At 65.9% G+C, this 24,097-nt stretch carries 24 protein-coding genes; 17 read left to right on the top strand and 7 right to left on the bottom strand.

From position 1 onward, the window contains the following. Positions 1-48 precede the first annotated feature (48 nt). Both F9Z44_RS18340 and dtd read left to right on the top strand, forming a co-directional pair. Positions 49-978, top strand: a complete 930-nt coding sequence (locus F9Z44_RS18340; protein ID WP_159608144.1) for a cation diffusion facilitator family transporter — start codon at positions 49-51, stop codon at positions 976-978. A gap of 82 nt (positions 979-1,060) precedes the next feature. After that, complete coding sequence (gene dtd, locus F9Z44_RS18335; RefSeq protein ID WP_159608143.1) at positions 1,061-1,504, top strand: D-aminoacyl-tRNA deacylase; 444 nt, start codon at positions 1,061-1,063, stop codon at positions 1,502-1,504. Positions 1,505-1,593: 89 nt separating this feature from the next. Here the strand turns inward: dtd and ybeY are convergent, their stop codons facing one another. Genes ybeY through F9Z44_RS18320 form a run of 3 tightly spaced genes read right to left on the bottom strand, consistent with a single transcriptional unit; the run spans position 1,594 to position 3,441 of the window. Beyond that, complete coding sequence (ybeY, locus tag F9Z44_RS18330) at positions 1,594-2,049, bottom strand: rRNA maturation RNase YbeY (RefSeq protein ID WP_159608142.1); 456 nt, start codon at positions 2,047-2,049, stop codon at positions 1,594-1,596. Continuing rightward, complete coding sequence (locus F9Z44_RS18325; protein WP_159608141.1) at positions 2,049-2,450, bottom strand: MliC family protein; 402 nt, start codon at positions 2,448-2,450, stop codon at positions 2,049-2,051. The genes ybeY and F9Z44_RS18325 overlap by 1 nt, the downstream gene beginning before the upstream one ends. Before the next feature lie 10 nt (positions 2,451-2,460). Further along, a complete protein-coding gene (locus F9Z44_RS18320; protein WP_159608140.1) occupies positions 2,461-3,441 on the bottom strand; it encodes a PhoH family protein in 981 nt (326 codons plus the stop codon). 28 nt (positions 3,442-3,469) lie between these two features. Here F9Z44_RS18320 and ruvA point away from each other — a divergent pair, with 28 nt between their 5' ends. From ruvA to F9Z44_RS18280, 8 genes are all read left to right on the top strand, one after another. After that, positions 3,470-4,048, top strand: coding sequence for a Holliday junction branch migration protein RuvA (gene ruvA, locus F9Z44_RS18315; protein ID WP_159608139.1), 579 nt, complete (start codon positions 3,470-3,472; stop codon positions 4,046-4,048). Between the two features lie 5 nt (positions 4,049-4,053). Continuing rightward, positions 4,054-5,112, top strand: coding sequence for a Holliday junction branch migration DNA helicase RuvB (gene ruvB / locus F9Z44_RS18310; RefSeq protein ID WP_159608138.1), 1,059 nt, complete (start codon positions 4,054-4,056; stop codon positions 5,110-5,112). Positions 5,113-5,125: 13 nt separating this feature from the next. Next, on the top strand, positions 5,126-6,418 hold the full coding sequence (locus tag F9Z44_RS18305) for an efflux RND transporter periplasmic adaptor subunit (RefSeq protein WP_159608137.1): 1,293 nt from the start codon (positions 5,126-5,128) through the stop codon (positions 6,416-6,418). Positions 6,419-6,435: 17 nt separating this feature from the next. After that, a complete protein-coding gene (locus F9Z44_RS18300; protein ID WP_159608136.1) occupies positions 6,436-7,662 on the top strand; it encodes an ABC transporter permease in 1,227 nt (408 codons plus the stop codon). Positions 7,663-7,666: 4 nt separating this feature from the next. Continuing rightward, the gene (locus tag F9Z44_RS18295; protein ID WP_159608135.1) at positions 7,667-8,383 is read left to right on the top strand and encodes an ABC transporter ATP-binding protein; all 717 of its coding nucleotides are present in this window, start codon (positions 7,667-7,669) and stop codon (positions 8,381-8,383) included. Between the two features lie 33 nt (positions 8,384-8,416). Beyond that, positions 8,417-9,412 carry an SPOR domain-containing protein gene (locus tag F9Z44_RS18290; protein ID WP_159608134.1) on the top strand — a complete coding sequence of 332 codons (996 nt, stop codon included), beginning with the start codon at positions 8,417-8,419 and terminating at the stop codon, positions 9,410-9,412. Between the two features lie 210 nt (positions 9,413-9,622). Beyond that, positions 9,623-10,756 (top strand): 3-deoxy-7-phosphoheptulonate synthase, encoded by a 1,134-nt coding sequence (locus F9Z44_RS18285; protein ID WP_159608133.1) that lies wholly within the window; start codon positions 9,623-9,625, stop codon positions 10,754-10,756. 74 nt (positions 10,757-10,830) lie between these two features. Then, on the top strand, positions 10,831-11,151 hold the full coding sequence (locus F9Z44_RS18280; RefSeq protein WP_159608132.1) for a hypothetical protein: 321 nt from the start codon (positions 10,831-10,833) through the stop codon (positions 11,149-11,151). Between the two features lie 2 nt (positions 11,152-11,153). Here F9Z44_RS18280 and mpl read toward each other — a convergent pair whose 3' ends face one another. Continuing rightward, entirely contained in the window at positions 11,154-12,629 is a 1,476-nt protein-coding gene (gene mpl, locus F9Z44_RS18275; RefSeq protein WP_159608131.1) for a UDP-N-acetylmuramate:L-alanyl-gamma-D-glutamyl-meso-diaminopimelate ligase, read from the bottom strand. A gap of 90 nt (positions 12,630-12,719) precedes the next feature. On the opposite strand from mpl, the gene F9Z44_RS18270 reads away from it, so the two are divergent. From F9Z44_RS18270 to F9Z44_RS18240, 7 genes are all read left to right on the top strand, one after another. Then, positions 12,720-13,352, top strand: coding sequence for a hypothetical protein (locus F9Z44_RS18270; RefSeq protein WP_159608130.1), 633 nt, complete (start codon positions 12,720-12,722; stop codon positions 13,350-13,352). Positions 13,353-13,375: 23 nt separating this feature from the next. Continuing rightward, complete coding sequence (locus F9Z44_RS18265) at positions 13,376-13,876, top strand: TlpA family protein disulfide reductase (protein ID WP_236574185.1); 501 nt, start codon at positions 13,376-13,378, stop codon at positions 13,874-13,876. 250 nt (positions 13,877-14,126) lie between these two features. Beyond that, complete coding sequence (gene accB / locus F9Z44_RS18260) at positions 14,127-14,585, top strand: acetyl-CoA carboxylase biotin carboxyl carrier protein (RefSeq protein ID WP_159608128.1); 459 nt, start codon at positions 14,127-14,129, stop codon at positions 14,583-14,585. 16 nt (positions 14,586-14,601) lie between these two features. Then, the gene (accC, locus tag F9Z44_RS18255; RefSeq protein ID WP_159608127.1) at positions 14,602-15,951 is read left to right on the top strand and encodes an acetyl-CoA carboxylase biotin carboxylase subunit; all 1,350 of its coding nucleotides are present in this window, start codon (positions 14,602-14,604) and stop codon (positions 15,949-15,951) included. Positions 15,952-16,094: 143 nt separating this feature from the next. Continuing rightward, positions 16,095-16,979, top strand: coding sequence for a 50S ribosomal protein L11 methyltransferase (gene prmA, locus F9Z44_RS18250; protein WP_159608804.1), 885 nt, complete (start codon positions 16,095-16,097; stop codon positions 16,977-16,979). Positions 16,980-17,010: 31 nt separating this feature from the next. After that, entirely contained in the window at positions 17,011-17,982 is a 972-nt protein-coding gene (locus F9Z44_RS18245; protein WP_159608126.1) for a DUF3426 domain-containing protein, read from the top strand. 30 nt (positions 17,983-18,012) lie between these two features. Continuing rightward, positions 18,013-18,903, top strand: a complete 891-nt coding sequence (locus F9Z44_RS18240; RefSeq protein ID WP_159608125.1) for a carbohydrate kinase family protein — start codon at positions 18,013-18,015, stop codon at positions 18,901-18,903. A gap of 62 nt (positions 18,904-18,965) precedes the next feature. Here the strand turns inward: F9Z44_RS18240 and F9Z44_RS18235 are convergent, their stop codons facing one another. The 3 genes from F9Z44_RS18235 to F9Z44_RS18225 form a co-directional block, all read right to left on the bottom strand. Then, entirely contained in the window at positions 18,966-19,499 is a 534-nt protein-coding gene (locus tag F9Z44_RS18235; protein ID WP_159608124.1) for a histone H1-like DNA-binding protein, read from the bottom strand. Positions 19,500-19,725: 226 nt separating this feature from the next. Then, on the bottom strand, positions 19,726-20,931 hold the full coding sequence (locus F9Z44_RS18230) for a ribonucleotide-diphosphate reductase subunit beta (RefSeq protein ID WP_159608123.1): 1,206 nt from the start codon (positions 20,929-20,931) through the stop codon (positions 19,726-19,728). A 139-nt stretch (positions 20,932-21,070) separates the two neighbouring features. Beyond that, on the bottom strand, positions 21,071-23,935 hold the full coding sequence (locus tag F9Z44_RS18225) for a ribonucleoside-diphosphate reductase subunit alpha (protein WP_236574395.1): 2,865 nt from the start codon (positions 23,933-23,935) through the stop codon (positions 21,071-21,073). Positions 23,936-24,097 lie beyond the last annotated feature (162 nt).

Here is a 24,097-nt window from a genome sequence, read left to right as displayed (position 1 = left end):
GCGCTCCAGACCGACATTTCCCGGGTGGCGGTGGAAGACAATCAGGGCATGACCTCAGACCACGCCCGCCTGCTCACCCCCCAGCGCCTGCTCATGGCGTCGGTGGTGGTGGCCCTCATGACCATTGCCCTCAAGACCGGTGCCTGGGTCATCACCGATTCGGTGGGCCTGCTGTCGGACGCGATGGAGTCGCTGGTGAACCTGGCCAGCGCGGTGTTCGGCCTGGTGATGGTGACGATCGCGGCGCGCCCGGCGGATGAGGACCATCCCTATGGTCACCACAAGGCCGAGTACTTCTCGTCGGGTTTCGAGGGCATCCTGATCATTGCCGCGGCGCTGGGGATCATCTGGGTCGCCGGGCACCGTCTGTTCGATCCGCAGCCGATCGAACAGGTGGGCTGGGGCCTGGCGCTCTCGGTGCTGAGCTCCGCGCTCAACGGCCTGTTGGCCTGGGTGATGTTTCGTGCCGCCCGCGAGCACAGGTCGATTGCGCTGGAGGCCGATGCCAAGCATCTGGTCACCGACGTCTGGACCTCGGTGGGCGTGGTGGTCGGCATCGCTCTGGTGCATTTCACCGGCTGGCTCTGGCTTGACCCGGTGGTGGCCATGGGTGTGGCGGCCAACATCCTGAAGGAAGGTTTTCACCTCATGTGGCGTTCGTCGCAGGGCCTGATGGACGAGGCGCTGGAGCCCGAGGTGATGGCCACCATCCAGCAGACGCTCGACGGCTTTGCTTCCGTTGAAGGTGAGGCCAGCATCATCCGCTTCGACCACGTGAGCACGCGCAAGGCGGGGCAGCGCCGTTTCGTGGACATGCACATGCACATGCCGGCGAGCTGGTCGCTGGGCCGTGCTGCTGCCGTGCGCGGCAGTGTGGAGCAGGCGCTGATGAGCGCGGTGCCGGGGCTGCGGGCCACGATCCAGCTGCTGCCCAGCGATGTGGAAGCGCACTTTGACGATGAGAAGGACCTGATATGAAGCCCCCACGCTCCTCACTGCGTGTGTCGCTGCCCCCCGAGGGGGCGCACCGCGGCCTTCGGGCGGCCGGGCGGCCGCGGTCATGATCTCGCTGCTGCAGCGCGTGAGCGAGGCCCGCGTGGAGATCGCGGGTGAAGTGGTGGGGCAGATCGGACCAGGCCTGCTGGTGCTGCTGTGCGCCGAGCCCGACGACACCGATGCCGTGGGCGAGAAGATGCTGGCCAAGATCCTGAAGCTGCGCATCTTTGGCGACGCCGCCGGGAAGATGAACCTGAGCGTGCAGGAGATGGCAGGCGGTTTGTTGATCGTGAGCCAGTTCACCCTGGCGGCCGACACGAAGAGCGGCAACCGGCCCGGCTTCACCGGGGCTGCGCCGCCCGCGCTGGGCGAGGCGCTTTACGAGGCGTTTGTGAGATCAGCGCGCGCTGCGCACCCGGTGGTGCAGACGGGCCGTTTCGGCGCCGACATGAAGGTGCACCTGGTCAACGACGGGCCGGTGACCATCCCGCTGCGCATGGGGGCCTGACAACATTTCCGTTCGGGCTGAGCCTGTCGAAGCCCTCGCCCGCCCGCACCGCGTGAGCCCTTCGAGAGGCTCAGGGCGAACGGCGTTGGTCAGGCGTAAGGGTCGGGCTGGCCGAGTCCGCGAAGGATCTCGGTCTCGCGCGCTTCCATTTCCTCGGCATCGGCCTCGCTGGTCTCGTGGTCCCAGCCCTGCGCGTGCAGCGTGCCGTGCACCAGCAGGTGCGCATAGTGCTCGGCCAGCGGCTTCTTCAGCTCGGCGGCTTCGCGCGCCACCACCGGTGCGCACAACACCAGGTCTGCCATCACGAGGGGTTCGGTGGCGTAGTCGAAAGTGAGCACGTTGGTGGCGTAGTCCTTGCCCCGGTAATCGCGGTTGAGGGCCTGGCCTTCTTCGGCGTCGACGATGCGCACGGTGATCTCGGCGTCGGCATCCAGCGCGTGGCGGATGCAGCGCGCCACTGCGTGGCGCGGCAGGGCTGCGCGGTGGGGCGCGGCGTCGAGCAGTTCGCCGAACTGCAATGACAGGGTGAGTGCGTGAAGAGCCATCAGCGTTTGGCCGGCTGGGCGAAGCAGTTGGCCAGCAGGGTCTGCTCTTGCGCGGTGGGGTCGGCAGCCTGCTTGCTGAGTTCGCCCTTCATGCCCTGGGTATACCAGCGCAAGCTGTTCTGCTCGTCGAGTGCCACGAAGCGCACGCCGGTGGTGGCGCGGCGTCCTTGCAGCATCATGGTGAGGCCGTCAAAGTGCAGGGCGGCAAACGCATTGCCGCTGCTCAGGTTCAGGTAGACCAGTTCGATCTCGGTGCCGCCGTCACAGCGGTACTGCACCGCCTGGCTGCTGAAGATCAGGGTGGGGGCGGCGGGGGTGGACGGGCTGCTCTGGGCGAAGGCTGCGAGAGGCAGCCAGGCCAGCAGGCCGCTGAGTGCTCGGGTGAGGGGGCGGGGGTGCATGGTGTGATCGTCAGGCTGCCTTGCGGCGCGCGCGTTTGGCCGGCGTGGCGTCTTCGACATGGGGCGTGCGCGCGTCGTAGGCGTCCACGATGCGCGCCACCAGCGGGTGGCGCACCACGTCGGCGCTCGAGAGGCGCGTGATCGCGATGCCCTGCACGCGCTTGAGCACGCGCTCGGCGTCGATCAGGCCGCTGAGCTCGGTGCGCGGCAGATCGATCTGGCTCACGTCGCCGGTGATCACCGCCTTGGCGCCAAAGCCGATGCGGGTGAGGAACATCTTCATCTGCTCCACCGTGGTGTTTTGCGCCTCATCGAGGATCACGAAAGCGTGGTTGAGCGTGCGCCCGCGCATGAAGGCCAGCGGTGCGATCTCGATCTGCTGGCGCTCGAAGGCCTTCTGCACCTTGTCGGCACCCATCAGGTCGTAGAGCGCGTCGTACAGCGGGCGCAGGTAGGGATCGACCTTCTGACCCAGGTCGCCAGGCAGAAAGCCGAGCTTCTCGCCCGCCTCCACCGCCGGGCGCGTGAGCACGATGCGCTGCACCGCGCTGCGCTCCAGCGCGTCCACCGCGCAGGCCACGGCGAGGTACGTCTTGCCGGTGCCGGCCGGGCCGATGCCGAAGGTGATGTCGTGCGTGGCCATGTTCTCCAGGTAGCGCGCCTGGTTGGGCGTGCGCCCGCGCACCTCGCCGCGCCGCGTCTGCATGGCCAGCGCGCCGTCGCCCGGGTCGGCCAGCGCGGTGTCGCCACTCAGCATGAGCTGCACCTGTTCGGCCGGGATCGGTTTCTTCGCCATCTCGTACATGGCCTGCAGGGTTTCCAGCGCCTGGTTCACCTTGGGCTTGGTGCCCTCGATGCGGAACTGCTCGAAACGGTGCGCCACCTTGACCTGCAAGGCCGCCTCGATGCTGCGGATGTGGGTGTCCAGGGGGCCGCAGAGGTGACCCATGCGGACGTTGTCGGGCGGGGAGAAGGTGTGTCTGAGAATCAAGCCGATAATTCCTCAAAAGGATCGTCCAATGATAGGCAAGTTGACCGGTACGCTGCTGGAGAAAAACCCACCCCAGATCCTGCTGGACTGCCACGGTGTCGGTTACGAGGTCGACGTGCCGATGAGCACCTTCTACAACCTGCCCGGCACCGGGGAAAAAGTGGCCCTGCTCACCCACTTCGTGGTGCGCGAGGACGCCCAGATTCTCTACGGCTTCGCCACCGCACCCGAGCGTGAGGCCTTTCGCCAGCTCATCAAGATCAGCGGCGTTGGCCCCCGCACCGCGCTCTCGGTGCTCTCGGGCATGAGCGTGGGTGATCTCGCCCAGGCCATCAGCGCACAGGACAGCGGCCGCATCATCAAGGTGCCCGGCATCGGCAAGAAGACCGCCGAGCGCCTGCTGCTCGAACTCAAGGGCAAGCTGGGCGCCGACCTTCAGTTCACCGGCGGCGGCCCGGCGCAGAGCGACGTGCAAAGCGACATCCAGCAGGCCCTGATGGCGCTGGGCTACAGCGACAAAGACGCCGCAGCCGCCTTGAAGCCCCTGCCGGCTGACGTGGGGGTGAGCGATGGCATCAAGCTCGCGCTCAAAGCACTGGCCAAGTAAAAAAGATGAGCATCCAGACCGACGACTTCACCCCCGCGCCGCGCATGGTGTCCGCCGCGCCGGCTTCGCCCAAGGAAGAGGCGATCGAGCGCGCGCTGCGGCCCAAGCTGCTCGACGAGTACGTGGGCCAGGTGAAGGTGCGCGAGCAATTGGAGATCTTCATTGGCGCGGCCAAGAAGCGCAGCGAGGCGCTGGACCATGTGCTGCTGTTCGGCCCGCCGGGCCTGGGCAAGACCACGCTCTCCCACATCATTGCGCAGGAACTCGGCGTGAACCTGCGCCAGACCAGTGGGCCGGTGCTGGAAAAACCCAAGGATCTGGCCGCGCTGCTCACCAACCTCGAAGCGAACGACGTGCTCTTCATCGACGAGATCCACCGGCTCAGCCCGGTCGTCGAGGAAATCCTGTACCCCGCGCTGGAGGACTACCAGATCGACATCATGATCGGCGAAGGCCCGGCCGCGCGCAGCATCAAGCTGGACCTGCAACCCTTCACGCTGGTGGGTGCGACCACCCGCGCTGGCATGCTCACCAACCCGCTGCGCGACCGCTTCGGCATCGTTGCGCGGCTGGAGTTCTACACCTCCGAAGAGCTGGGCCGCATCGTCAAGCGCAGCGCTGGCTTGCTCAATGCACCCATGGACGAAGAGGGCGGCTTCGAGATCGCGCGGCGCTCGCGCGGCACGCCGCGCATCGCCAACCGGCTGCTGCGCCGCGTGCGCGACTTTGCCGAGGTCAAGGGCACGGGCACCATCACCCAGGACATCGCCAACCGCGCACTCGCCATGCTCGACGTGGATCCGCAGGGTTTTGACCTGATGGACCGCAAGCTGCTGGAAGCCGTGATCCACCGTTTTGACGGCGGACCGGTGGGGCTGGACAACATCGCCGCGAGCATCGGCGAGGAGCGAGACACCATCGAGGATGTGATCGAGCCCTACCTGATCCAGCAGGGTTTTCTGCAGCGCACACCACGCGGGCGCATCGCCACGCTGGCGGCCTACCGGCACTTGGGCGTGGCCCCGCCCGCCACCGACAACGGGCTGTTCCAGCCCGGCAACTGAAGCCGTTTCACCCATGACCCTGTCGTCCGCTCAACGTCGCTGGGGATGGGGCGCAGCAGGTGTGTTGCTGGTGCTTGCCTTCTGGGCTGGGTGGCTCTGGCGCCATCCCACGGTGGATGCGGTGGAGCTGCAGGCGGCGCCCCTGGTGCGCAGTCTGCAGTTTTCGGCCCGCGTGGCCACGCTCTCGCGGGTGGACATTGGCAGCACCATCACCGGGCGGGTGCAGGCCGTGCTGGTTGAAGAAGGCGCGCAGGTTCGCCGCAGCGACGTGCTGCTGCGCCTGGAATCCGACGAACTCGCCGCCGCGCTGACGCAGGCGGTGGCGGGCGAGCGCCAGGCCGCTGCCCGCTTGGCGGGCCTGCGCAGCACCGGACGCACCGCCGCCCAGGCCGCGCTGGCCCAGACCGAGGCCACCGTGCGTGCCGCGCAGGCCGAGCTCACGCGCACCGAACAGCTGGTGGCCCAGGGGTTCGTGAGCGCTTCGCGCCTGGACGAGGTCCGGCGTGCGCTGGACGTGGCCCGGGCCCAGCAGACCAGCGCGCGCGCCCAGACGCAGGCCAACGAAGACACCGGGACCGACCTGGTGCAGGCCCAGGCCCAGCTGGCCGTGGCACAGGCCACCACCCAGGCGGCGCGTGCCCGGCTGGCCCAGACCACGCTGGTGGCGCCGGCCGATGCGCAGGTGCTGTTGCGCGAGGTCGAGCCCGGTCAGATCGTGCAGCCCGGCAAGGCCTTGCTGGGCCTGGCGCTGGCCGGTCCCACGCAGATCAGCGCGCAGGTGGACGAACGCTTCCTCGATCAACTGCAAAGCGGCCAGAGCGCACGGGTGGTGTCCGACGCGTTTGCCGACCAGCCGCTGACCGCGCGCGTGCTCTCGATCGCACCGTCGGTCGATGCGCAGCGCGGCGCCATTGAGGTCAAGCTCGCGCTGGATGCGCCCGCGCCGACCTTTCTTCGCGAGGACATGACGGTGTCGGTGGAGGTGGAAACCGCCCGCCGCGAGCGTGCGCTGGTGCTGCCGCTGGCGGCGTTGCGCCCCGCGCTGCCAGACGGTTCGCCCGCCGTGATGGTGAGCGCCGAGGGCCACGCGCGCAGCCGCGCGGTGAAGCTCGGCTTGCGCACGCTCGACGCGGCCGAGGTGCTTGACGGGTTGGCCGAAGGTGACGTGGTGCTGATCGGTGGCACGCCCCACGTCGACGAGCGTGTGCGCGTACGGCGGGTGCCCTGGCAGCCGGGCCAGCGCATGGCAGCTGGTGCGGCTGCGCCCGATGCCGGGGCCGCGCTGACCAACGCCATGGGGCGTTGAACGGTGAGGGCACGTCCATGAGCGCGTGGCTGGGTTTCGAGCGGCGGGTGGCGCTGCGCTTCTTGCGCGAGGGGCGCATGCAGACCGTGCTGATCATCGTGGGCGTGGCCGCCGGGGTGGCCGTGATCGCCTACATCTCGGCGCTCATCACCGGCCTGCAGACCAACACCTTGAACAAGACGCTGGGCGCGCAGGCCCACATCACGCTCAGCGCACCGGACGACGTGGTGGCGCCACCCGCCATCAGGGCCGCGGGCACGACCACTTTGACCGAAGCGCAGCCGCGCGCGCAGCGCCTGCGCTCGGTGGCCAACTGGCAGGCGCTGGTGCCGCAACTGGAGCGCATGCCCGGCATCGCGGCGGTGTCGCCCATGGTGGCCGGGGGCGCGCTGGCGCTGCGCGGCGAAGCCACGCAATCCATCTCGTTGTTCGGGGTGGAGCTGGACCGTTACGACCGCATCGTCGGATTGCGCAGCAAGGTGGTCAGCGGCACCGCGCGCCTGGCGCCGGGCGAAGCCGTGGTGGGCCGCGACCTGGCGAGCGATCTGGGGGTGCGCGTGGGCGACCGCCTCACGGTGCAGACCACCACCGTGAGCGAATCGGTGCGTGTCACTGCGCTGGTCGATTTTGGTGTGAAGGAGCTCAACCGCCGCACCGTGATCGTGCCGTTGCGGGGCGCGCAAAGCCTGCTCGGACTGCCCGGCGGCGCCACCACGATCGATCTGACGGTGAACGACGTTTGGGCCGCGCAGGGGTTGGCCGATGGACTGCGCCGCCAACTGCCCTACCAGCTGGAGAGCTGGCAGGAGAGCAATGCCCAACTGGTCTCTGCGCTCAACGCGCAGTCGGTGAGCACCGGCCTCATCCGGGGCGTGGTGTTGGTGGTGGTGGTGCTGGGCATCGCCAGCGTGCTGGTGGTGTCGGTGGTGCAGAAGCGCCGCGAGATCGGCATCCTGCGGGCCATGGGCGCCACGCGGGCCCAGGTGCTGCGGGTGTTCCTGGTGCAAGGGGCGGTGGTGGGCGCGGTGGGCTCGGTGCTTGGCGTTGCTCTGGCTGTGTTCATGATCTGGGTGTTCACCACCTTCGTGCGCGGATCCGACGGACAGCCGCTGTTCTCCATTGCGCTGCCACCGCTGCTGGCGTTGCAGGTGGCCGTGCTGGCCACGGTGTGCGGCGTCCTGGCGGCCATCGCGCCGGCCCGCCGCGCCGCAGCCATGGACCCGGGCCAGGCCATCCGCCTCTGACGTGATGAACACCTTCGGCAGTGCCCCGCTGATCGATCTCAGCGACGTCCGCAAGACCTACAACGCCGGCCTGCCCAGCGAGGCCGAGGTGCTGCACGGCCTGAACCTGCGCGTGATGCCGGGCGAATTCATTGCGCTCATCGGCCCCTCGGGCTCGGGCAAGAGCACTTTGCTCAGCATCCTCGGCCTGCTCGAACGCATGAGCTCGGGCACCTACCGGTTCCAGGGGGAAGAAGTCCAGGGCCTGGACGACAACGGCCTCACCATGCGTCGGCGCAACCGCCTGGGCTTTGTGTTCCAGTTCCACCACCTGCTGCCGGCCTTCACCGCATTGGAAAACGTGACCCTGCCCGCGCTCATGGCCGAGGGGCGGGTGAGCGCTGCGCAACTGGCCAAGGCGCGCGAACTGCTCGATGCGGTGGGCCTCGCCCATGCCATGGACAAGCGGCCGTCCGAGTTGTCCGGCGGTATGCAGCAGCGCGTGGCGATCGCCCGCGCGCTGGTGATGGAGCCGCCGCTGGTGCTGGCCGACGAGCCCACCGGCAACCTGGACACAGCGTCCTCCGACGAGGTGTTCGTGCAACTGCGGCGCATGCACGTCGAGCGCGGTGTGTCTTTCGTCGTGGTCACTCACGACCCGCGTCTGGCGGCGCGCTGCGACCGGCTGGTGGAGCTGGTGGATGGCCGCATTTCGCGCGACGAGCCCATCGTTCACCCCTAGAAAACACACCGAAATGCCGTGCCAGAATCCGGCATGACCGTCACGCCGCAGCCTGCTTCGGAGACCACCACCACCGCGCTATACCGTGCGGCCCTGGGCCCGGTGAATGTCGGTCGATACCTGCCCGTGTTTGCCCGCTTTGACGGAGCGGGAAGGGCTGGCCCCGGCTGGAACTGGGCCGCTGCCTTGCTCACCCTGAACTGGCTGGTCTTTCGGCAGTTGTGGGGCGCCGCCCTGATGTACGTGGCGGCGGTGGAAGGTCTGGCCCTGCTGGTGTTGGGACTGAGCCGGGACTGGCAGGTCAGTCCTTCGCTGGCTGAATGGGGATTTCTCGGCGCGATCTTCGTGTTGAGCTGCCTGATCCCGGGCGTGTACGGCAACGCCTGGCTACACGCCGACACGCGTCGGCGCATGACCCGCGCCGTGCGTGAGGCCAGGACGGTGCGCGAAGCCTGCGCCGCGCTGGCGCAACGTTCCAGCACTCGCAAGCGCTTGTGGGTGCTGGCGATCATCAACGTGGCCCTGGCCGCCGCCGCGTTGGGGAGCTATTGGGGCTTGTCCCGCTGGGTCTCCGATCCGCGACCGCGGCCCGTACCCGCGGTGTTGGTGCCGGAGGTGGCGGCACCGCCTGCCGCGCCCGTTGCCGGGCCTTCCGCACCTCCCGCAGAACCCCTGATCGAGGCGATGCCTGCACCATTGACCCAGCCCACCACCGTGGCGCCAGTACCACCCGAGCTTTCTGCGGTGGTGCCCGCGCCGGCGACCGCCCCCGTCTCCGTCCCCGTTCGTCCTGTCCCGTTGGAGGGATTAGCCATCAATGTCGGCTTGTTCGCCGACGCCGCCAACGCCGATCGTGTGCACGCCCGCCTCATCGATGCCGGCTTGCCTGCCTACATCCAGGTGGTGGACTCGCCCAAGGGTCAGCGCACCCGGGTGCGGGTCGGCCCGTTCGCCAGCCGCGCCCTGGCCGACGAAGCGGCGGGGCGCATCCGTGCGCTGGGCCTGGACGCCGTGGTGTTCCGGCCGTAAGCCCGCGATCAGCAGGCCTGTGCTACATTGCCAACCTATGCAATCGCGCAACTTCTTTGCCTTTTATTTTTGGTTCTCAGTCCCTGGCGGACGAGAGGCGAGGCTGTAAGCGCATCACCGAATCTCGAACAAACCGCCGGAGCCCACAGCCCGGCGGTTTTTTTTCGACCCTGTTCCCCCACCCGCAACACCAGCCCCAGGAGCCCCGTGATGACCGCGAAACATGCCCCGACCAGCAGCGATGCCTGGCACACCCGTTCGATCGACAAGACCAGCCAGACCGACGACGAACGCATCAAGGACATCACCGTGTTGCCACCTCCTGAACACCTGATCCGCTTCTTCCCCATTGGCGGCACGCCGGTGGAGACGCTGATCAGCCAGACCCGCCATCGCATTCACAACATCCTGCACGGGAAAGACGACCGCCTGCTGGTGATCATTGGCCCGTGCTCGATCCACGACCCGGCTGCGGCGGTGGATTACGCGCGCCGCCTCAAGCCGCTGCGTGACAAGTACGCCGACACGCTGGAGATCGTGATGCGCGTGTACTTCGAGAAGCCACGCACCACCGTGGGCTGGAAGGGCCTGATCAACGACCCCTACCTGGACGAGAGCTACCGCATCGACGAAGGCCTGCGCATCGCGCGCCAGCTGCTGATCGAGATCAACCGCCTGGGTCTGCCCGCCGGCAGCGAGTTCCTCGACGTGATCTCGCCGCAGTACATCGGCGACCTGATCGCCTGGGGCGCCATCGGTGCGCGCACCACCGAGAGCCAGGTGCACCGCGAGCTGGCCTCGGGTCTGTCGGCTCCCATCGGCTTCAAGAACGGCACCGACGGCAACATCAAAATCGCCACCGACGCGATCCAGGCGGCCTCGCGTGGCCACCACTTCCTGTCGGTGCACAAAAACGGCCAGGTCGCGATCGTGCAGACCAACGGCAACAAGGACTGCCACGTGATCCTGCGCGGCGGCAAGGCGCCCAACTACGATGCCGCCAGCGTGGCCGCGTCGGTGAAGGAGCTTGAGGCCGCCAAGCTGGCGCCGCGCCTGATGGTGGACTGCAGTCACGCCAACAGCAGCAAGCAGCACGAGAAGCAGCTGGAAGTGGCACGCGACATCGCTGGCCAGATCACTGGCGGTTCGCGCAGCATCTTCGGCGTGATGATCGAAAGCCACATCGAGGCGGGTACGCAGAAGTTCACCCCGGGCAAGGACGAGGTCGGCGCGCTCAAGTACGGTCAGAGCATCACCGACGCCTGCCTGGGCTGGAGCGACTCGCTGGAGGCGCTGGAGGTGTTGGCGGGCGCGGTGCAGACCGCACGCCAGGCCAAAGCCTGATCCCCGCCGCGGGCTTTCACGGTGTGCGGCGCTGCGGGGGAGGGCCACAATGGAAGCCCATCAGGAGATTCACCATGCGAAGTCAAGTCACCGTGAGCTGGAGTCCGTCGGCGGCCTATCTCTTCGATCTGGAAGAGGTGCAACCCATGCCGCACGACCTGGCCCGCAGCTGGCTGGACGAGCAGTTCACGTTTCTCGGTTGCGAGCCGATCCGGCCCACCGGCAAGGTGCTCACGGCCGACAAGGTTCTGTGCGTGGCCGAGGCCGCGGGTGAGGAGCGTTTTCGTGAACAGGCGCACCGCGCCTGGGCGATGGCGTTTGCGCGGGCGGCCAGTGCGGCACTCGCGAAACCGGTGATCTCAATTGACGTGCCGGCTCAGGCCCTGAGTTACTAAATTCAGGCGGCGAGCGCCTTCAGCAGGCGCTCGTGCACACCGCCAAACCCACCGTTGCTCATGCAAACGATGTGGTCGCCGGGCTGCACGGCCGACACCACTTGCGCCACCAGCTCGTCGATGTTCTTGCCCACCTGGGCCCTTGCGCCCATGGGGGCCAGGGCCTCGGTGGCGTCCCAGTCCAGGCCGCCCGAATGGCAGAACGCAAGGTCGGCCGCTTCCAGGCTCCACGGCAACTGCGACTTCATCGTGCCCAGCTTCATGGTGTTGCTGCGCGGCTCGAACACCGCCAGGATGCGCCCATGCGAGCGGCCGAGGCGGCGCCGCAGGCCGTCCAGCGTGGTGCGGATGGCGGTGGGGTGGTGGGCAAAGTCGTCGTAGACCGTGATGGCGCCGCCCGCGCGCTCCACCGTGCCGCGCACTTCCATCCGCCGGCGCACGTTCTCGAAGCTGGCCAGTGCCCGCGCCGCATCGGCTGGAACCACGCCCACATGCTCGGCCGCCGCAATGGCCGCCAGCGCGTTGAGCTGGTTGTGCACGCCGCTGAGCGACCACTCCACGCGGCCGGCCGGGCGGCCCTGGTTGAGCACGTCGAAGGCGTGGGGTTCGCCCACGGCGGTGAAGTCGCTCACGGCCGCGCCAAAGGTGCGCAGCTCGCTCCAGAGGCCCTGGTGCAACACGCGGTCCAGGCCTTCTTCCAGCCCGTTGGAGACCACGCGCCCCGAGGGCGGCACGGTGCGGATCAGGTGGTGGAACTGGCGTTCGATGGCGGCGAGGTCGTCAAAGATGTCGGCGTGGTCGAACTCGAGGTTGTTCAGGACGGCCGTGCGCGGGCGGTAGTGAACGAACTTGCTGCGTTTGTCGAAGAAGGCCGTGTCGTACTCATCCGCTTCAATAACGAAAGCCCCCACGCTCCCCACTGCGTGTGGTTCGCTGCCCCCCGAGGGGGCTGCTTTGCCTTGGGGCGGCCCGGCGGCAAAACGGTTCGCGCCAGCTGCCGGTGTGCCCAAGCGGGCGGACACACCGAAGTTCAAAGGCACTCCGCCCACCAGGAATCCCGGCTGCAGGCCATTGGCCTCCAGGATCCAGGTCAGCATGGCGGTGGTGGTGGTCTTGCCGTGGGTGCCGGCCACGGCCAGCACGTGGCGGCCCTGCAGCACGTGTTCGGCCAGCCATTGCGGGCCGCTGGTGTAGGCCGCCCCGCTGTCCATGATGGCTTCCATCAATGGAAACTTCGGCGTGCCATCGGGTTTGCGCGAGCGGCTCACCACATTGCCGATCACGAATATGTCGGGTTTGAGCGCCAGCTGGTCGGCGCCGAAACCTTCGATCAGGTCGATGCCCAGCGCGCGCAGCTGGTCGCTCATGGGGGGATAGACGCCGGCATCGCAGCCGGTGACGCGGTGGCCGGCTTCGCGGGCCAGGGCGGCCAGGCCACCCATGAAAGTGCCGCAAATGCCCAGGATGTGAATGTGCATCGGGCGATTCTAGGTGGCGGCCCACCCGGTTCTTGCGGGTATGGCCGCGCGCCGCCGCGACCCATCCCCGGGGCGGGCACAATCCTGCGGATGGAAGCGAGCCGGGACGACATCACATTTGAAATCGCGGCTGTGGCCGCCCGCCTGGTGGCCGAGGACGGGCTGGAGTACGCGGCTGCCAAGCGCCAGGCCGTCAAGCAACTTGGGCTGCCCACCCGAACCGCGTTGCCCGACAACACCATGCTGGAAGCGGCGGTGCGCGAGCACATCGACATTTTCTGTGCCGACACCCAGCCAGTCGAGTTGTTGGCCCTGCGCGAACTCGCCCTGCTGTGGATGGAGCGCCTCAAAGCCTTTCGCCCGCACCTGGGCGGATCGGTCTGGCACGGAACCGCCACGCGCCACAGCGATCTCTATATCCAGCTCTTTTGCGACGACCCCAAGGCGCCCGAGTGGGCCTTGCTCGATCACCGGGTGGAATACCACCCCGGCACGGTGAACGGGTGGCGCGGGGAGCCGGTGGAGGCACTGACCTTGCGCACACGATGCGATGCGCTGGGTCAGTGGGTGCTTGTTCACCTGATGGTGCACGAGCACGACGATTTGCGCGGCGCCCTCAAGCCCGATGCCCAAGGCCGCAAACCTCGAGGAGATGCCGCCGCGTTGCTGCTGCGCATGGCCGAGTCGGCTGAAACCCCTGGACTGGATAAAACCGCCTCATGAAGTCACAACGAAGAACCCTTCTGATGGCGGGGGCCGCCGTGGCCGCCGCCGCTGCGGGCGCATGGATGTCGTGGCGCCGGATCGCGCCGCAGCCTGTGTTGAGTGGCGCCGAAGCGGCGTTCTGGGCCAGCAACTTTGAAGGACCCAACGGCGAGGCTGTGAACCTCGCGGCCATGCGCGGGCGTCCTTTGCTGGTGAATTTCTGGGCCACCTGGTGCCCGCCGTGCGTGGAAGAGTTGCCTTTGCTCAACGCGTTCAACACAGCCCACGCAGCGCAAGGCTGGCAGGTGCTCGGCCTGGCGGTTGACCAGCCCAGTGCGGTGCGCGGCTTCATGCAGAAGCTGCCTCTGAACTTTCCCGTGGGCATGGCGGGCTTTGCCGGCACCGATCTCAGCCGCAGCCTGGGCAATCCGAGCGGCAGCCTGCCGTACACGGTGGTGTTCGGGCTTGAGGGCGCGGTGCTTCACCGCAAGATCGGCAAAGTCTCCGAGGCCGACCTGGCCCAGTGGGTGAAGCCGGTCTGAGGCCGCGGCGCTGGCAATCGACCGCTGATCCATTGCCTGGAACCCGCCGCGACAAAGGGCTAAATTCCAGCTTTGTCCGTAAAAACGGCAATCAGCGTTGGACAGCAGGGCTGCAAACCGAGACCAGCCGAGCGTGTTCTACCGCACACCCCTTCGTGTACACTGCGGCACCCTGGCTGATGGGGGTGTGTCGGCAATCTTGAAGTTGCTCGAACTTAGAACAAATTAGCCGCTTTTCGTTGGAGAAATCATGGATTTGAGAAAACTAAAGACGCTGATCGACCTGGTGTCCGAATCAAACGTGTCGGAGCTGGAGATCACGGAAGCCGAGGGCAAGGTTCGCATCGTCAAGAGCGCGCCGGTATCTGCTGCCGCGCCCGTGACCTACAGCATGGCACCCGCGCCCGTGGCGCCCTCGGTGGTGCCGGCTGTTGAGGTCGCGCCCGCCGCGGCGGCGGCACCCGCCGAACCCGTGGGTCACACCGTCAAGTCGCCCATGGTCGGGACGTTCTACCGCGCATCGAGCCCGGGTGCCAAGCCCTTCGTCGAGATTGGCGACACCATCAAGGAAGGCGAGACGATCTGCATCGTCGAGGCCATGAAGATTCTCAACGAGATCGAAGCCGACAAGTCCGGCACCGTAACCAAGATCCTGGTGGACAACGGCCAGGCCGTCGAGTACGGCCAGCCTTTGTACGTGATCGAATAAAGAAGGCCACGAGCCCATGTTCAAGAAAATCCTGATCGCCAACCGCGGAGAGATCGCGCTGCGCGTGCAGCGCGCCTGCCGCGAAATGGGCATCAAGGCGGTGATGGTGTATTCCGAGGCCGACCGCGACGCCAAGTACGTGCGCCTGGCCGACGAAGCGGTGTGCATCGGCCCGGCTTCGAGCACCCACAGCTACCTCAACATGCCAGCCATCATTTCGGCAGCCGAGGTGACCGACGCCGAAGCCATCCACCCCGGTTATGGTTTTCTCTCGGAGAACGCCGACTTTGCCGAGCGCGTGGAAAAGAGCGGCTTCACTTTCATCGGCCCTTCGCCCGACTCCATCCGCCTCATGGGCGACAAAGTGTCGGCCAAGCAGGCCATGATCCGCGCCGGCGTGCCGTGCGTGCCTGGCTCCGAAGGCGCGTTGCCCGACGATCCGGTGGTCATCAAGCGCACGGCCAAGGCCGTGGGCTACCCGGTGATCATCAAGGCCGCGGGCGGTGGTGGCGGGCGCGGCATGCGCGTGGTGCACACCGAAGCGGCCTTGCTGCACGCGGTGCAGACCACCAAGGCCGAGGCCGGCGCCGCCTTCGGCAATGCCGAGGTCTACATGGAGAAGTTTCTCCAGAACCCCCGCCACATCGAGATCCAGATCCTGGCCGACACGCACCGCAACGCGGTGTACCTCGGTGAGCGCGACTGCTCCATGCAGCGCCGCCACCAGAAGGTGATCGAAGAGGCGCCGGCACCGGGCATCCCGCGCCGTCTGATCGAGAAAATCGGCGAGCGTTGTGCTGCTGCCTGCAAGAAGATCGGCTACCGCGGCGCAGGCACCTTCGAGTTCCTGTTCGAGAACGGCGAGTTCTATTTCATCGAAATGAACACCCGCGTGCAGGTGGAGCATCCGGTGACCGAGTGGATCTCGGGCGTGGACATCGTGCGCACACAGATCGCGGTTGCAGCGGGCGAGAAGCTGCCGTTCACGCAGCGCCAGATCCAGTTGCGTGGGCATGCCATCGAGTGCCGCATCAACGCCGAAGACGCCTACAAGTTCACCCCGTCGCCCGGTCGCATCACGACCTGGCACGCGCCAGGTGGCCCGGGCGTGCGCGTGGACTCCCATGCCTACACCAACTACTTCGTGCCGCCGAACTACGACTCCATGATCGGCAAGATCATCGTGCACGGCGACACGCGGGAGCAGGCGCTGGCCCGCATGCGCACGGCGCTGGCCGAGACGGTCATCGAAGGCATCAAGACCAACATCCCGCTGCACCGCGAGCTGATGGTGGACGCCAGCTTCGTGGCAGGCGGCACCAACATCCACTACCTTGAAGAGTGGCTCTCCCAACGTGAAAGGTAGGTCCCTCCCCCGAAGCGCCTGCGGCGCCTCCCCCACAGGGGGCAACACCTGCGGCCTGGCAAAGCCAGTTCCGCGGTGTTCTGGGGTTGAGTTCTTTTCACGCGTTGCGGTTGGTTGACCCCTGGAAATTTTTCATGCCTTCATTGTTTGAGTTGGTGCTCATGGTGCCTGAGGCTTCGGTCGAGGCCGTGAGCGAGGCGCTGGACGCGCTCGACGCCCTGAGCACCTCGGTGGAAGACGCCGACGCCATGACGGATGCCGAGCAGGCGCTGTTCGGCGAGCCCGGCATGCCCCCGCCCAAGGAGGGCTGGCAGCGCTCGCGGGTGGTGGCGTTGTTTGGCTCCGACGCCGCGGCGCGAGAGGCAGCCGAGTTGCTCAAGCTGCAGGATTTTTTTGAAGGTTGCGCGGTGCTCGGCATGCAGCCTGTGCCCGAGCAGGACTGGGTGCGACTGACCCAATCGCAGTTTGCCCCGGTGGAGATCACACCCACGTTCTGGATCGTGCCGAGCTGGCACGAGCCACCCGCTGCGGCCGAGCAGATCATCCGGCTCGACCCGGGTCTGGCGTTTGGCACCGGCACGCACCCGACCACCCGCATGTGTCTGCGCTGGACGGCGCAGCACCCGCCGGTGGGTCAACGTGTGCTCGACTACGGCTGTGGCTCCGGCATTCTGGCCATCGGTGCAGCCAAGTTCGGCGCGCGAGAGATCGTTGCCGTGGACATTGACCCGGCGGCGGTGGAGTCGACACGGCTCAATGCCTCGACCAACCACGTCACGCTGCAGGAGGGCTTGCCCGACATCGCGCAGGGTGAGCACGACCTGGTGCTGGCCAACATCCTGGCCACGCCGCTGAAAGTGCTCGCGCCGCTGCTGTGTTCGCACGTGCGCTCGGGCGGCCACCTGGTGCTCGCGGGCATCCTCGCGCGTCAGGCCGAGGAGCTGATCGACGCCTATGCGCCCTGGGTGGCGTTGCAGGTCAGCGACGAAGAGGACGGCTGGATCCTCATGACCGCGGTCAAGGCCTGAGTCGCCCTGCAGCGCCCGCGATAATCGGCGCATGAGTTTCACCACCCGTTGCCCGGCTTGCGGAACCACCTTCAGGATCGTCGCCGATCAGCTGAAGATCTCCGAGGGCTGGGTGCGTTGTGGGCATTGCGCCGATGTGTTTGACGCCACGCTCTACCTGGAGTCTTGGGTGCCGGGCGCACCAGCGCAGGCGGGGTCGCCGCCTGAGCCCCAGGTGCTGCTGGCCGAGCTCACCAACGCCAGCGATCCTCACGAGGATGAACTCGTCACGAGGCCGCCCGCATCGCTGCCAGACGAGCCGCGTGAAGTCGTTTCAGTCGATGCTGATTTCAGCGATGAGCTTCAGCGGTTCGCCGCCGCCAGGGCAACTGCTGATGCCGAGGCGGCTGTCCTGGTGACGCCACCCACCGCGGGCGTGACGCCGGCGACCATGCCATCGGACAGTCCTGTCAGTGAGGTCGTTGACAGCGTGGACCCCGAGGCGGTTCCCGGGTTCGTGCGCCAAGCGCAGCAGCGCGCTTTCTGGCAGTCGCGCGGCGTGCGTTTCGGTCTGTCGTTCCTGGCCTTGCTGTTGGGGGCCTTGCTGGTGGCCCAGTGGGCATTGCACGAGCGCGATCGACTGGCCGCCTGGCGGCCCGATCTGCTGCCGCTGCTGCAAAAGGTCTGTGCGCCGATCGGGTGCTCCGTGGGCCCGGTGCGCAACATCAATGCCATCGTGATCGACAGCTCTGCGCTGGTGCGCCGCCTGGGCAACTTCCATTCGTTCGATCTCGTGCTCAAGAACACCGCCGACATGGCGCTTGCCTTGCCGGCCCTTGAGTTGAGCCTGACCGACACGCGCGACGAAGTCATCTCGCGCCGCGTCTTCCTGCCCGAGGAATGGCCGGACGCGCCCACCGTGATGCCCGCAAAGAGTTCACTGAACGTGAGCTTCCGTCTCTCACTCTCCGTGGGTGAAACCACGCCCATGGCCGGCTACCGTGCCCTGGTCTTCTATCCCTGACATCTCCCAACCTCACCGATTGACTTCACCATGCCCATTCTTGTTTGCGGATCACTGGCTTTCGACACCATCATGACCTTTGAGGGTCGCTTCGCCGAGCAGATTCTTCCCAGCCAGCTGCACATCCTCAACGTGTCGTTTCTGGTACCTGCCCTGCGCCGCGAGTACGGTGGTTGCGCCGGCAACATCGCCTACGGTCTTCGGCAGTTGGGAGCGCACGCCGTGCCACTGGCCACGCTGGGCAACGATGGTCAGGAATACCTGGAGCGTCTGCAGGCGCTGGGCGTGGACACTGCGCATGTGAACAGCGCCGCCGAGAGCTACACCGCGCAGGCCATGATCATGACGGACCGCGACAACAACCAGATCACCGCGTTCCATCCCGGCGCCATGTCGATGGCCCACGACAATCCGGTGCCCGCTCGCACGGACATCACGGTGGCCATCATCTCGCCCGATGGTCGCGACGCGATGCTCACCCACGCGAAGCAGTTGCACGCAGCGGGAGTGCCCTTCGTGTTCGATCCTGGTCAGGGCTTGCCCATGTTCAATGGCGAGGAGCTCAAGCAGTTCATCGAGCTGGCCACGTGGGTCACGGTGAACGACTACGAGGCCAAGATGCTGTCCGACCGCACCGGGCTCTCATTCGAAGACATCGCGGCTCGCGTGCGCGGACTCATCGTCACGTTGGCCGAGCATGGCTGCGAGGTGTGGGAAGGCGGCCAGAAGACCGTGGTGCCCGGCGTGAAGGCGCTGGAAGTGGTCGATCCCACGGGCTGTGGCGATGCGTTCCGCGCGGCACTGCTGCATGGACTGGAGCTAGGCTGGTCGCTGGCGCGTTGCGCTGAACTGGGCAACCGCATGGGTGCGACCAAGATCTCGACCCGCGGCGGTCAGAACTACACAGTCACAACGACTTGACGCGGGCATGAAAAAGCCCGGCGCTTGCGCGCCGGGCTTGCCAAGTCATCGCAAGGACGACTTCAGGGCTTGCTGGACGTGGGGAACGGCCAGGCAGCCTGAGGGTTGAGCTTCGTTTGAGCCGCAGGAGCAGCAGGGGCCGCCGGCTTCTTGGCCGGCTCAGCTTTTTTTGCTGGGGCTGCCTTCGCGACGGCGGCCTTCTTGGCCGGAGCTGCTTTCTTTGCAGGCGCTGCTTTTTTGGCAGCTGGCTTCTTCGCAGCGGCTTTCTTCGCCGGAGCCGCTTTCTTGGCAGGCGCTGCTTTCTTCGCAGCGGCTTTCTTCGCCGGAGCAGCCTTCTTCACGGCTGGCTTTTTGGCTGCTGGCTTTTTGGCCGGTGCAGCTTTTTTCGCAGCGACTTTCTTGGCCGGTGCAGCCTTCTTCGCAGGAGCCGCTTTCTTCGCTGCTGGCTTTTTGGCCGGTGCAGCTTTCTTCGCGACAACTTTCTTGGCCGGGGCGGCCTTCTTCGCAGGAGCTGCTTTCTTCGCAGCGACTTTCTTGGCCGGGGCGGCCTTTTTCACCACGGCTTTTTTAGCCGGGGCTTTTTTCGCAGTTGCCATTGTTTTCTCCTTGATCAAGTTGCAAAGAGCACTTCATCCGGTCACTGTGCCGGTGAAGTGATTCAACGCGCTGGAGCCGTGTGGATGCATCCACGGCTGGCCCCAAGGTGTTGAATCCTGTGACAGAACCCTGCCCACGGCGCCGAGGTGCCGGTGACAGGGTTCTGAAATTTTGAAACGCATGTGAGAGTAGATCCAGACAGGCAGTGCGACCCCGGCCGTGGCATCAGTCCCAGGACAGGGCGCCGCCCGTCTGGTATTCGATCACGCGGGTTTCGAAGAAATTGCGTTCCTTCTTGAGGTCGATCATCTCGCTCATCCAGGGGAACGGGTTCTCTTCGTTCGGAAACATGGGCTCAAGGCCGATCTGCGTGGCGCGCCGGTTGGCGATGTAGCGCAGATAGCCCTTGAACATGGAAGCGTTCATGCCGAGTACGCCGCGCGGCATGGTGTCTTCGGCGTAGCGGTACTCAAGCTCCACGGCTTTGAGGAACAGCTGCTTGATCTCTTCCTTGAATTCGCTGGTCCACAGCATCGGGTTCTCCATCTTGATCGCGTTGATCAGATCGATGCCGAAGTTGCAGTGCATGGACTCGTCGCGCAGGATGTACTGGTACTGCTCGGCGGCACCGGTCATCTTGTTCTGGCGGCCCAGCGCCAGGATTTGCGTGAAGCCCACGTAGAAGAACAGGCCTTCCATCAGGCAGGCGAAGACGATCAGGCTCTTCAGGAGACGTTGGTCGGTTTCGGGGGTGCCGGTGTGGAAGTTCGGGTCCATGATCGCTTCGATGAAGGGGATCAGGAACTCGTCCTTGTCGCGGATCGACTGGACTTCGTTGTAGGCGTTGAAGATCTCGGACTCGTCCAGACCCAGCGACTCCACGATGTACTGGTAGGCGTGTGTGTGGATCGCCTCTTCAAAAGCCTGGCGCAGCAGGAACTGGCGGCACTCGGGCGCGGTGATGTGGCGGTAGGTGCCCAGCACGATGTTGTTGGCGGCAAGCGAGTCGGCGGTGACGAAGAAGCCGAGGTTGCGTTTGACGATGCGGCGCTCGTCGTCGGTCAGGCCGTTGGGATCTTTCCAGAGCGCGATGTCGCGGCTCATGTTCACTTCCTGCGGCATCCAGTGGTTGGCGCAGGTGGCGAGGTATTTTTCCCAAGCCCACTTGTACTTGAACGGCACCAGCTGGTTGACGTCGGTCTGGCCGTTGATGATGCGTTTGTCTGCGGCGTTGACGCGGTGGCCTGCAGTGGTTGCGGCGGGCGCCTTGACTGGCGCGGCGTTCGAAGAAAAAGAGGGGGCCAGCGATGCGGGTGCGGAGGAGGCGGTGCGCTCACTCGACAGTGAGGCTTGCAGACCCTGCATGCCTGAGGGCATGGGGTTGTTCGCGGGCTTCGTGGAGGGCGTGGTGTGATCGTCCCAGGTCAACATAGGTGTTTCCAATTCCTCGGATTATCAAAGTGTCTGCATGAATTGCAAAGTGCTCTTGCGTGATGCGCTGTGTTTGTGTTGCTGTGTCGCATCGATTGCATCTCGATGAACACAGCACACATCAAAGCGTCTCGCTCATTTACTGACACGCTTCGCAACCGGGATCGTCGATCGCGCAGAACTTGATGTCGGTGGCGGGTGCTTCGGACAACGCTGCGCTCGATGCCGCGGCTGCATTCGCAGCCGTGGTGGCGGCCATGCCGGCGGTGGTCGCGTCCAGTGAAACCGCGTTGAGCTGGCCTGTGCGACCCGTGGATTTTTCGGCCTGTGTGGCCGAGGTCGTGCGCAGGTAGTAGGTGGTCTTGAGACCACGCAGCCACGCGAGCTTGTAGGTGTCGTCGAGCTTCTTGCCCGATGCGCCTGCCATGTAGATGTTCAGGCTCTGCGCTTGGTCAATCCACTTCTGGCGACGCGCCGCAGCTTCCACCAGCCACAGCGGCTCGACTTCAAACGCGGTGGCGTACAGCGCTTTCACTTCTTGCGGCACGCGGTCGATCGGACGCAGCGAACCATCGAAGTGCTTGAGGTCCATGACCATCACGTCGTCCCACAGGCCCAGGCGCTTGAGGTCTTTCACCAGGTAGCCGTTGATGACGGTGAACTCACCCGACAGGTTGGACTTCACAGAGAGGTTGCCGAAGCAAGGCTCGATGGACGCGTCCACGCCGATGATGTTGGAGATGGTCGCGGTCGGTGCGATGGCCACGCAGTTGGAGTTGCGCATGCCGTCGGTGGCGATCTTCTGGCGCAGCGCGTCCCAGTCGAGGCTGACCGAGCGATCCACGTCCACGTAGCCACCGCGCTCGCGGGCGAGCAGGTCCAGTGTGTCAGGTGGCAGGATGCCCTTGTCCCACAGCGAACCTTTGTAGCTGGCGTAGCGGCCGCGTTCACGGGCGAGTTCGGTGGACGCCCAGTAAGCGTAGTAGCAGACGGCTTCCATCGAGCGGTCAGCGAACTCCACCGCTTCGTTGGAGGCGTAGGGGATGCGCAGTTCGTACAGCGCGTCCTGGAAGCCCATGACGCCCAGACCCACCGGGCGGTGGCGCATGTTGGAGTCACGCGCCTTCTTGACGGCGTAGTAGTTGATGTCGATCACGTTGTCGAGCATGCGCATCGCGGTCTTGATCGTCTTCTGCAGCTTCTCGTGGTCCATCTGACCATCCTTCAAGTGCTGCAGCAGGTTGATCGAGCCCAGGTTGCACACGGCGGTTTCGGTGTCGCTGGTGTTGAGCGTGATCTCGGTGCAGAGGTTGGAGCTGTGCACCACACCGGCGTGTTGCTGCGGGCTGCGCACGTTGCAGGCGTCCTTGAACGTGATCCAGGGGTGGCCGGTTTCGAACAGCATCGACAGCATCTTGCGCCACATGTCGGTGGCTGGCACCTTGCGGTAGGGTTTGATCTCGCCGCGCGCGGCTTTTTCCTCGTAGGCCACGTAGGCCTTTTCAAAGTCGGCACCGAACAGGTCGTGCAGGTCGGGCACGCTGTTGGGCGAGAACAGGCTCCACTCGCCCTTTTCCATCACGCGCTTCATGAACAGGTCGGGAATCCAGTTCGCCGTGTTCATGTCGTGCGTGCGGCGGCGGTCGTCGCCGGTGTTCTTGCGCAGCTCCAGGAATTCTTCAATGTCCAGATGCCAGGTTTCCAGGTAGGTGCAGACCGCGCCCTTGCGCTTGCCGCCCTGGTTCACCGCCACGGCGGTGTCGTTGACCACCTTGAGGAAGGGCACCACACCTTGCGATTCGCCGTTGGTGCCCTTGATGTGGGAGCCCAAGGCGCGCACGCGGGTCCAGTCGTTGCCCAGGCCACCGGCGAACTTGGAGAGCAGCGCGTTTTCCTTGATCGACTCGTAAATGCCGTCGAGGTCGTCGGGCACGGTGGTCAGGTAGCAGCTGGAGAGCTGCGAGCGCAGGGTGCCGCTGTTGAACAGGGTGGGCGTGGACGACATGAAGTCGAACGAGGAGAGCACTTCGTAGAACTCGATGGCACGGGCTTCGCGGTCGATTTCATTGAGCGACAGGCCCATGGCCACGCGCATGAAGAACGATTGCGGCAGCTCGATGCGGGTCTTGCGCACGTGCAGGAAGTAGCGGTCGTACAGCGTCTGCAGGCCGAGGTAGTCGAACTGCAGGTCGCGCTCGGGCTTGAGTGCAGCGCCCAGGCGGGCCAGGTCGAACTGCATCAGGCGTTCGTCCAGCAGGTCGTTGTCCACGCCCTTCTTGATGAACTGCGGGAAGTAGTCAGCGTAGCGCGCGCCCATCTCGGAGGAGGGCACTTCTTCGCCCATGACTTCCTTGACGATGGTGTGCAGCAGCAGGCGCGCGGTGGCGTAGGTGTAGTCGGGGTCTTTTTCGATCAGCGTGCGCGCGGCCAGGATGGAAGCCTTGTAGACCTCCTCGATCGGCACACCGTCGTACAGGTTGCGCTTGGTCTCGGCCACGATCGGGTCGGCGTGGATGTCTTTGCCCAGACCGCTGCAGGCGTCGGCAATACGGGCTTGCAGGCGTTGCAGGTCGAGCGGTACGCGCTGGCCGCCATCGATCACGTGCAGCGTGGCTTCCGCCGGTTTGGCGGCTTCAGCCTGGTGGGCGCGCTCCTGGGTGCGGCGCTCGCGGTAGAGCACATAAGCGCGCGCCACTTCGTGGTGGCTGCTGCGCATCAGGCCGAGCTCGACCTGGTCCTGCACGTCTTCAATGTGGAAGGTGCCGCCGCCCGGGCGCGAGCGCATCAGCGCCTTGACCACCGCGCCAGTGAGTTCGTCAACGGTCTCGCGCACGCTGGCCGATGCCGCGCCCTGCGTGCCGTGCACGGCCAGGAATGCCTTCATCATGGCCACGGCAATCTTGCTGGGTTCGAACGAGACCACCGCGCCGTTGCGGCGGATGATCTGGTACTGCGCAAGCACCGAGCTGCTGGTGGCTGTGGATGCGGATGTGGATGAACCCATGGGCTGCTTCTGGGAGGCGGATGGTGTGGCGGTGGTGGGGGAAGCGGTCAGCATGGTTCCTCTTTCATTTGTTGTGATTGGCTTGCTCGCAGGGCACGGGGTCGGGGAGCACGGCGTTCGGTTTCAGTTCGGTCTCGCGGCGTTGGTCAGGGCCTTGTTCGG

The sequence above is a fragment of the Hydrogenophaga sp. PBL-H3 genome (assembly GCF_010104355.1).
In the GTDB taxonomy this organism is placed as follows: Bacteria; Pseudomonadota; Gammaproteobacteria; order Burkholderiales; family Burkholderiaceae_C; genus Hydrogenophaga.
Note: the sequence above shows the minus strand (reverse complement) of the source record. Positions and strands in the feature narration are given on the sequence as shown.

Bases quoted from the DNA above. Each gene is read 5' to 3' on its own strand.
- F9Z44_RS18340 (WP_159608144.1), top strand. From the start codon at position 49: ATGACCTCAGACCACGCCCGCCTGCTCACCCCCCAGCGCCTGCTCATG.
- dtd (WP_159608143.1), top strand. From the start codon at position 1,061: ATGATCTCGCTGCTGCAGCGCGTGAGCGAGGCCCGCGTGGAGATCGCG.
- ybeY (WP_159608142.1), bottom strand. From the start codon at position 2,049: ATGGCTCTTCACGCACTCACCCTGTCATTGCAGTTCGGCGAACTGCTC.
- F9Z44_RS18325 (WP_159608141.1), bottom strand. From the start codon at position 2,450: ATGCACCCCCGCCCCCTCACCCGAGCACTCAGCGGCCTGCTGGCCTGG.
- ruvA (WP_159608139.1), top strand. From the start codon at position 3,470: ATGATAGGCAAGTTGACCGGTACGCTGCTGGAGAAAAACCCACCCCAG.
- ruvB (WP_159608138.1), top strand. From the start codon at position 4,054: ATGAGCATCCAGACCGACGACTTCACCCCCGCGCCGCGCATGGTGTCC.
- F9Z44_RS18305 (WP_159608137.1), top strand. From the start codon at position 5,126: ATGACCCTGTCGTCCGCTCAACGTCGCTGGGGATGGGGCGCAGCAGGT.
- F9Z44_RS18300 (WP_159608136.1), top strand. From the start codon at position 6,436: ATGAGCGCGTGGCTGGGTTTCGAGCGGCGGGTGGCGCTGCGCTTCTTG.
- F9Z44_RS18295 (WP_159608135.1), top strand. From the start codon at position 7,667: ATGAACACCTTCGGCAGTGCCCCGCTGATCGATCTCAGCGACGTCCGC.
- F9Z44_RS18290 (WP_159608134.1), top strand. From the start codon at position 8,417: ATGACCGTCACGCCGCAGCCTGCTTCGGAGACCACCACCACCGCGCTA.
- F9Z44_RS18285 (WP_159608133.1), top strand. From the start codon at position 9,623: ATGACCGCGAAACATGCCCCGACCAGCAGCGATGCCTGGCACACCCGT.
- F9Z44_RS18280 (WP_159608132.1), top strand. From the start codon at position 10,831: ATGCGAAGTCAAGTCACCGTGAGCTGGAGTCCGTCGGCGGCCTATCTC.
- mpl (WP_159608131.1), bottom strand. From the start codon at position 12,629: ATGCACATTCACATCCTGGGCATTTGCGGCACTTTCATGGGTGGCCTG.
- F9Z44_RS18270 (WP_159608130.1), top strand. From the start codon at position 12,720: ATGGAAGCGAGCCGGGACGACATCACATTTGAAATCGCGGCTGTGGCC.
- F9Z44_RS18265 (WP_236574185.1), top strand. From the start codon at position 13,376: ATGGCGGGGGCCGCCGTGGCCGCCGCCGCTGCGGGCGCATGGATGTCG.
- accB (WP_159608128.1), top strand. From the start codon at position 14,127: ATGGATTTGAGAAAACTAAAGACGCTGATCGACCTGGTGTCCGAATCA.
- accC (WP_159608127.1), top strand. From the start codon at position 14,602: ATGTTCAAGAAAATCCTGATCGCCAACCGCGGAGAGATCGCGCTGCGC.
- F9Z44_RS18245 (WP_159608126.1), top strand. From the start codon at position 17,011: ATGAGTTTCACCACCCGTTGCCCGGCTTGCGGAACCACCTTCAGGATC.
- F9Z44_RS18240 (WP_159608125.1), top strand. From the start codon at position 18,013: ATGCCCATTCTTGTTTGCGGATCACTGGCTTTCGACACCATCATGACC.
- F9Z44_RS18235 (WP_159608124.1), bottom strand. From the start codon at position 19,499: ATGGCAACTGCGAAAAAAGCCCCGGCTAAAAAAGCCGTGGTGAAAAAG.
- F9Z44_RS18230 (WP_159608123.1), bottom strand. From the start codon at position 20,931: ATGTTGACCTGGGACGATCACACCACGCCCTCCACGAAGCCCGCGAAC.
- F9Z44_RS18225 (WP_236574395.1), bottom strand. From the start codon at position 23,935: ATGGGTTCATCCACATCCGCATCCACAGCCACCAGCAGCTCGGTGCTT.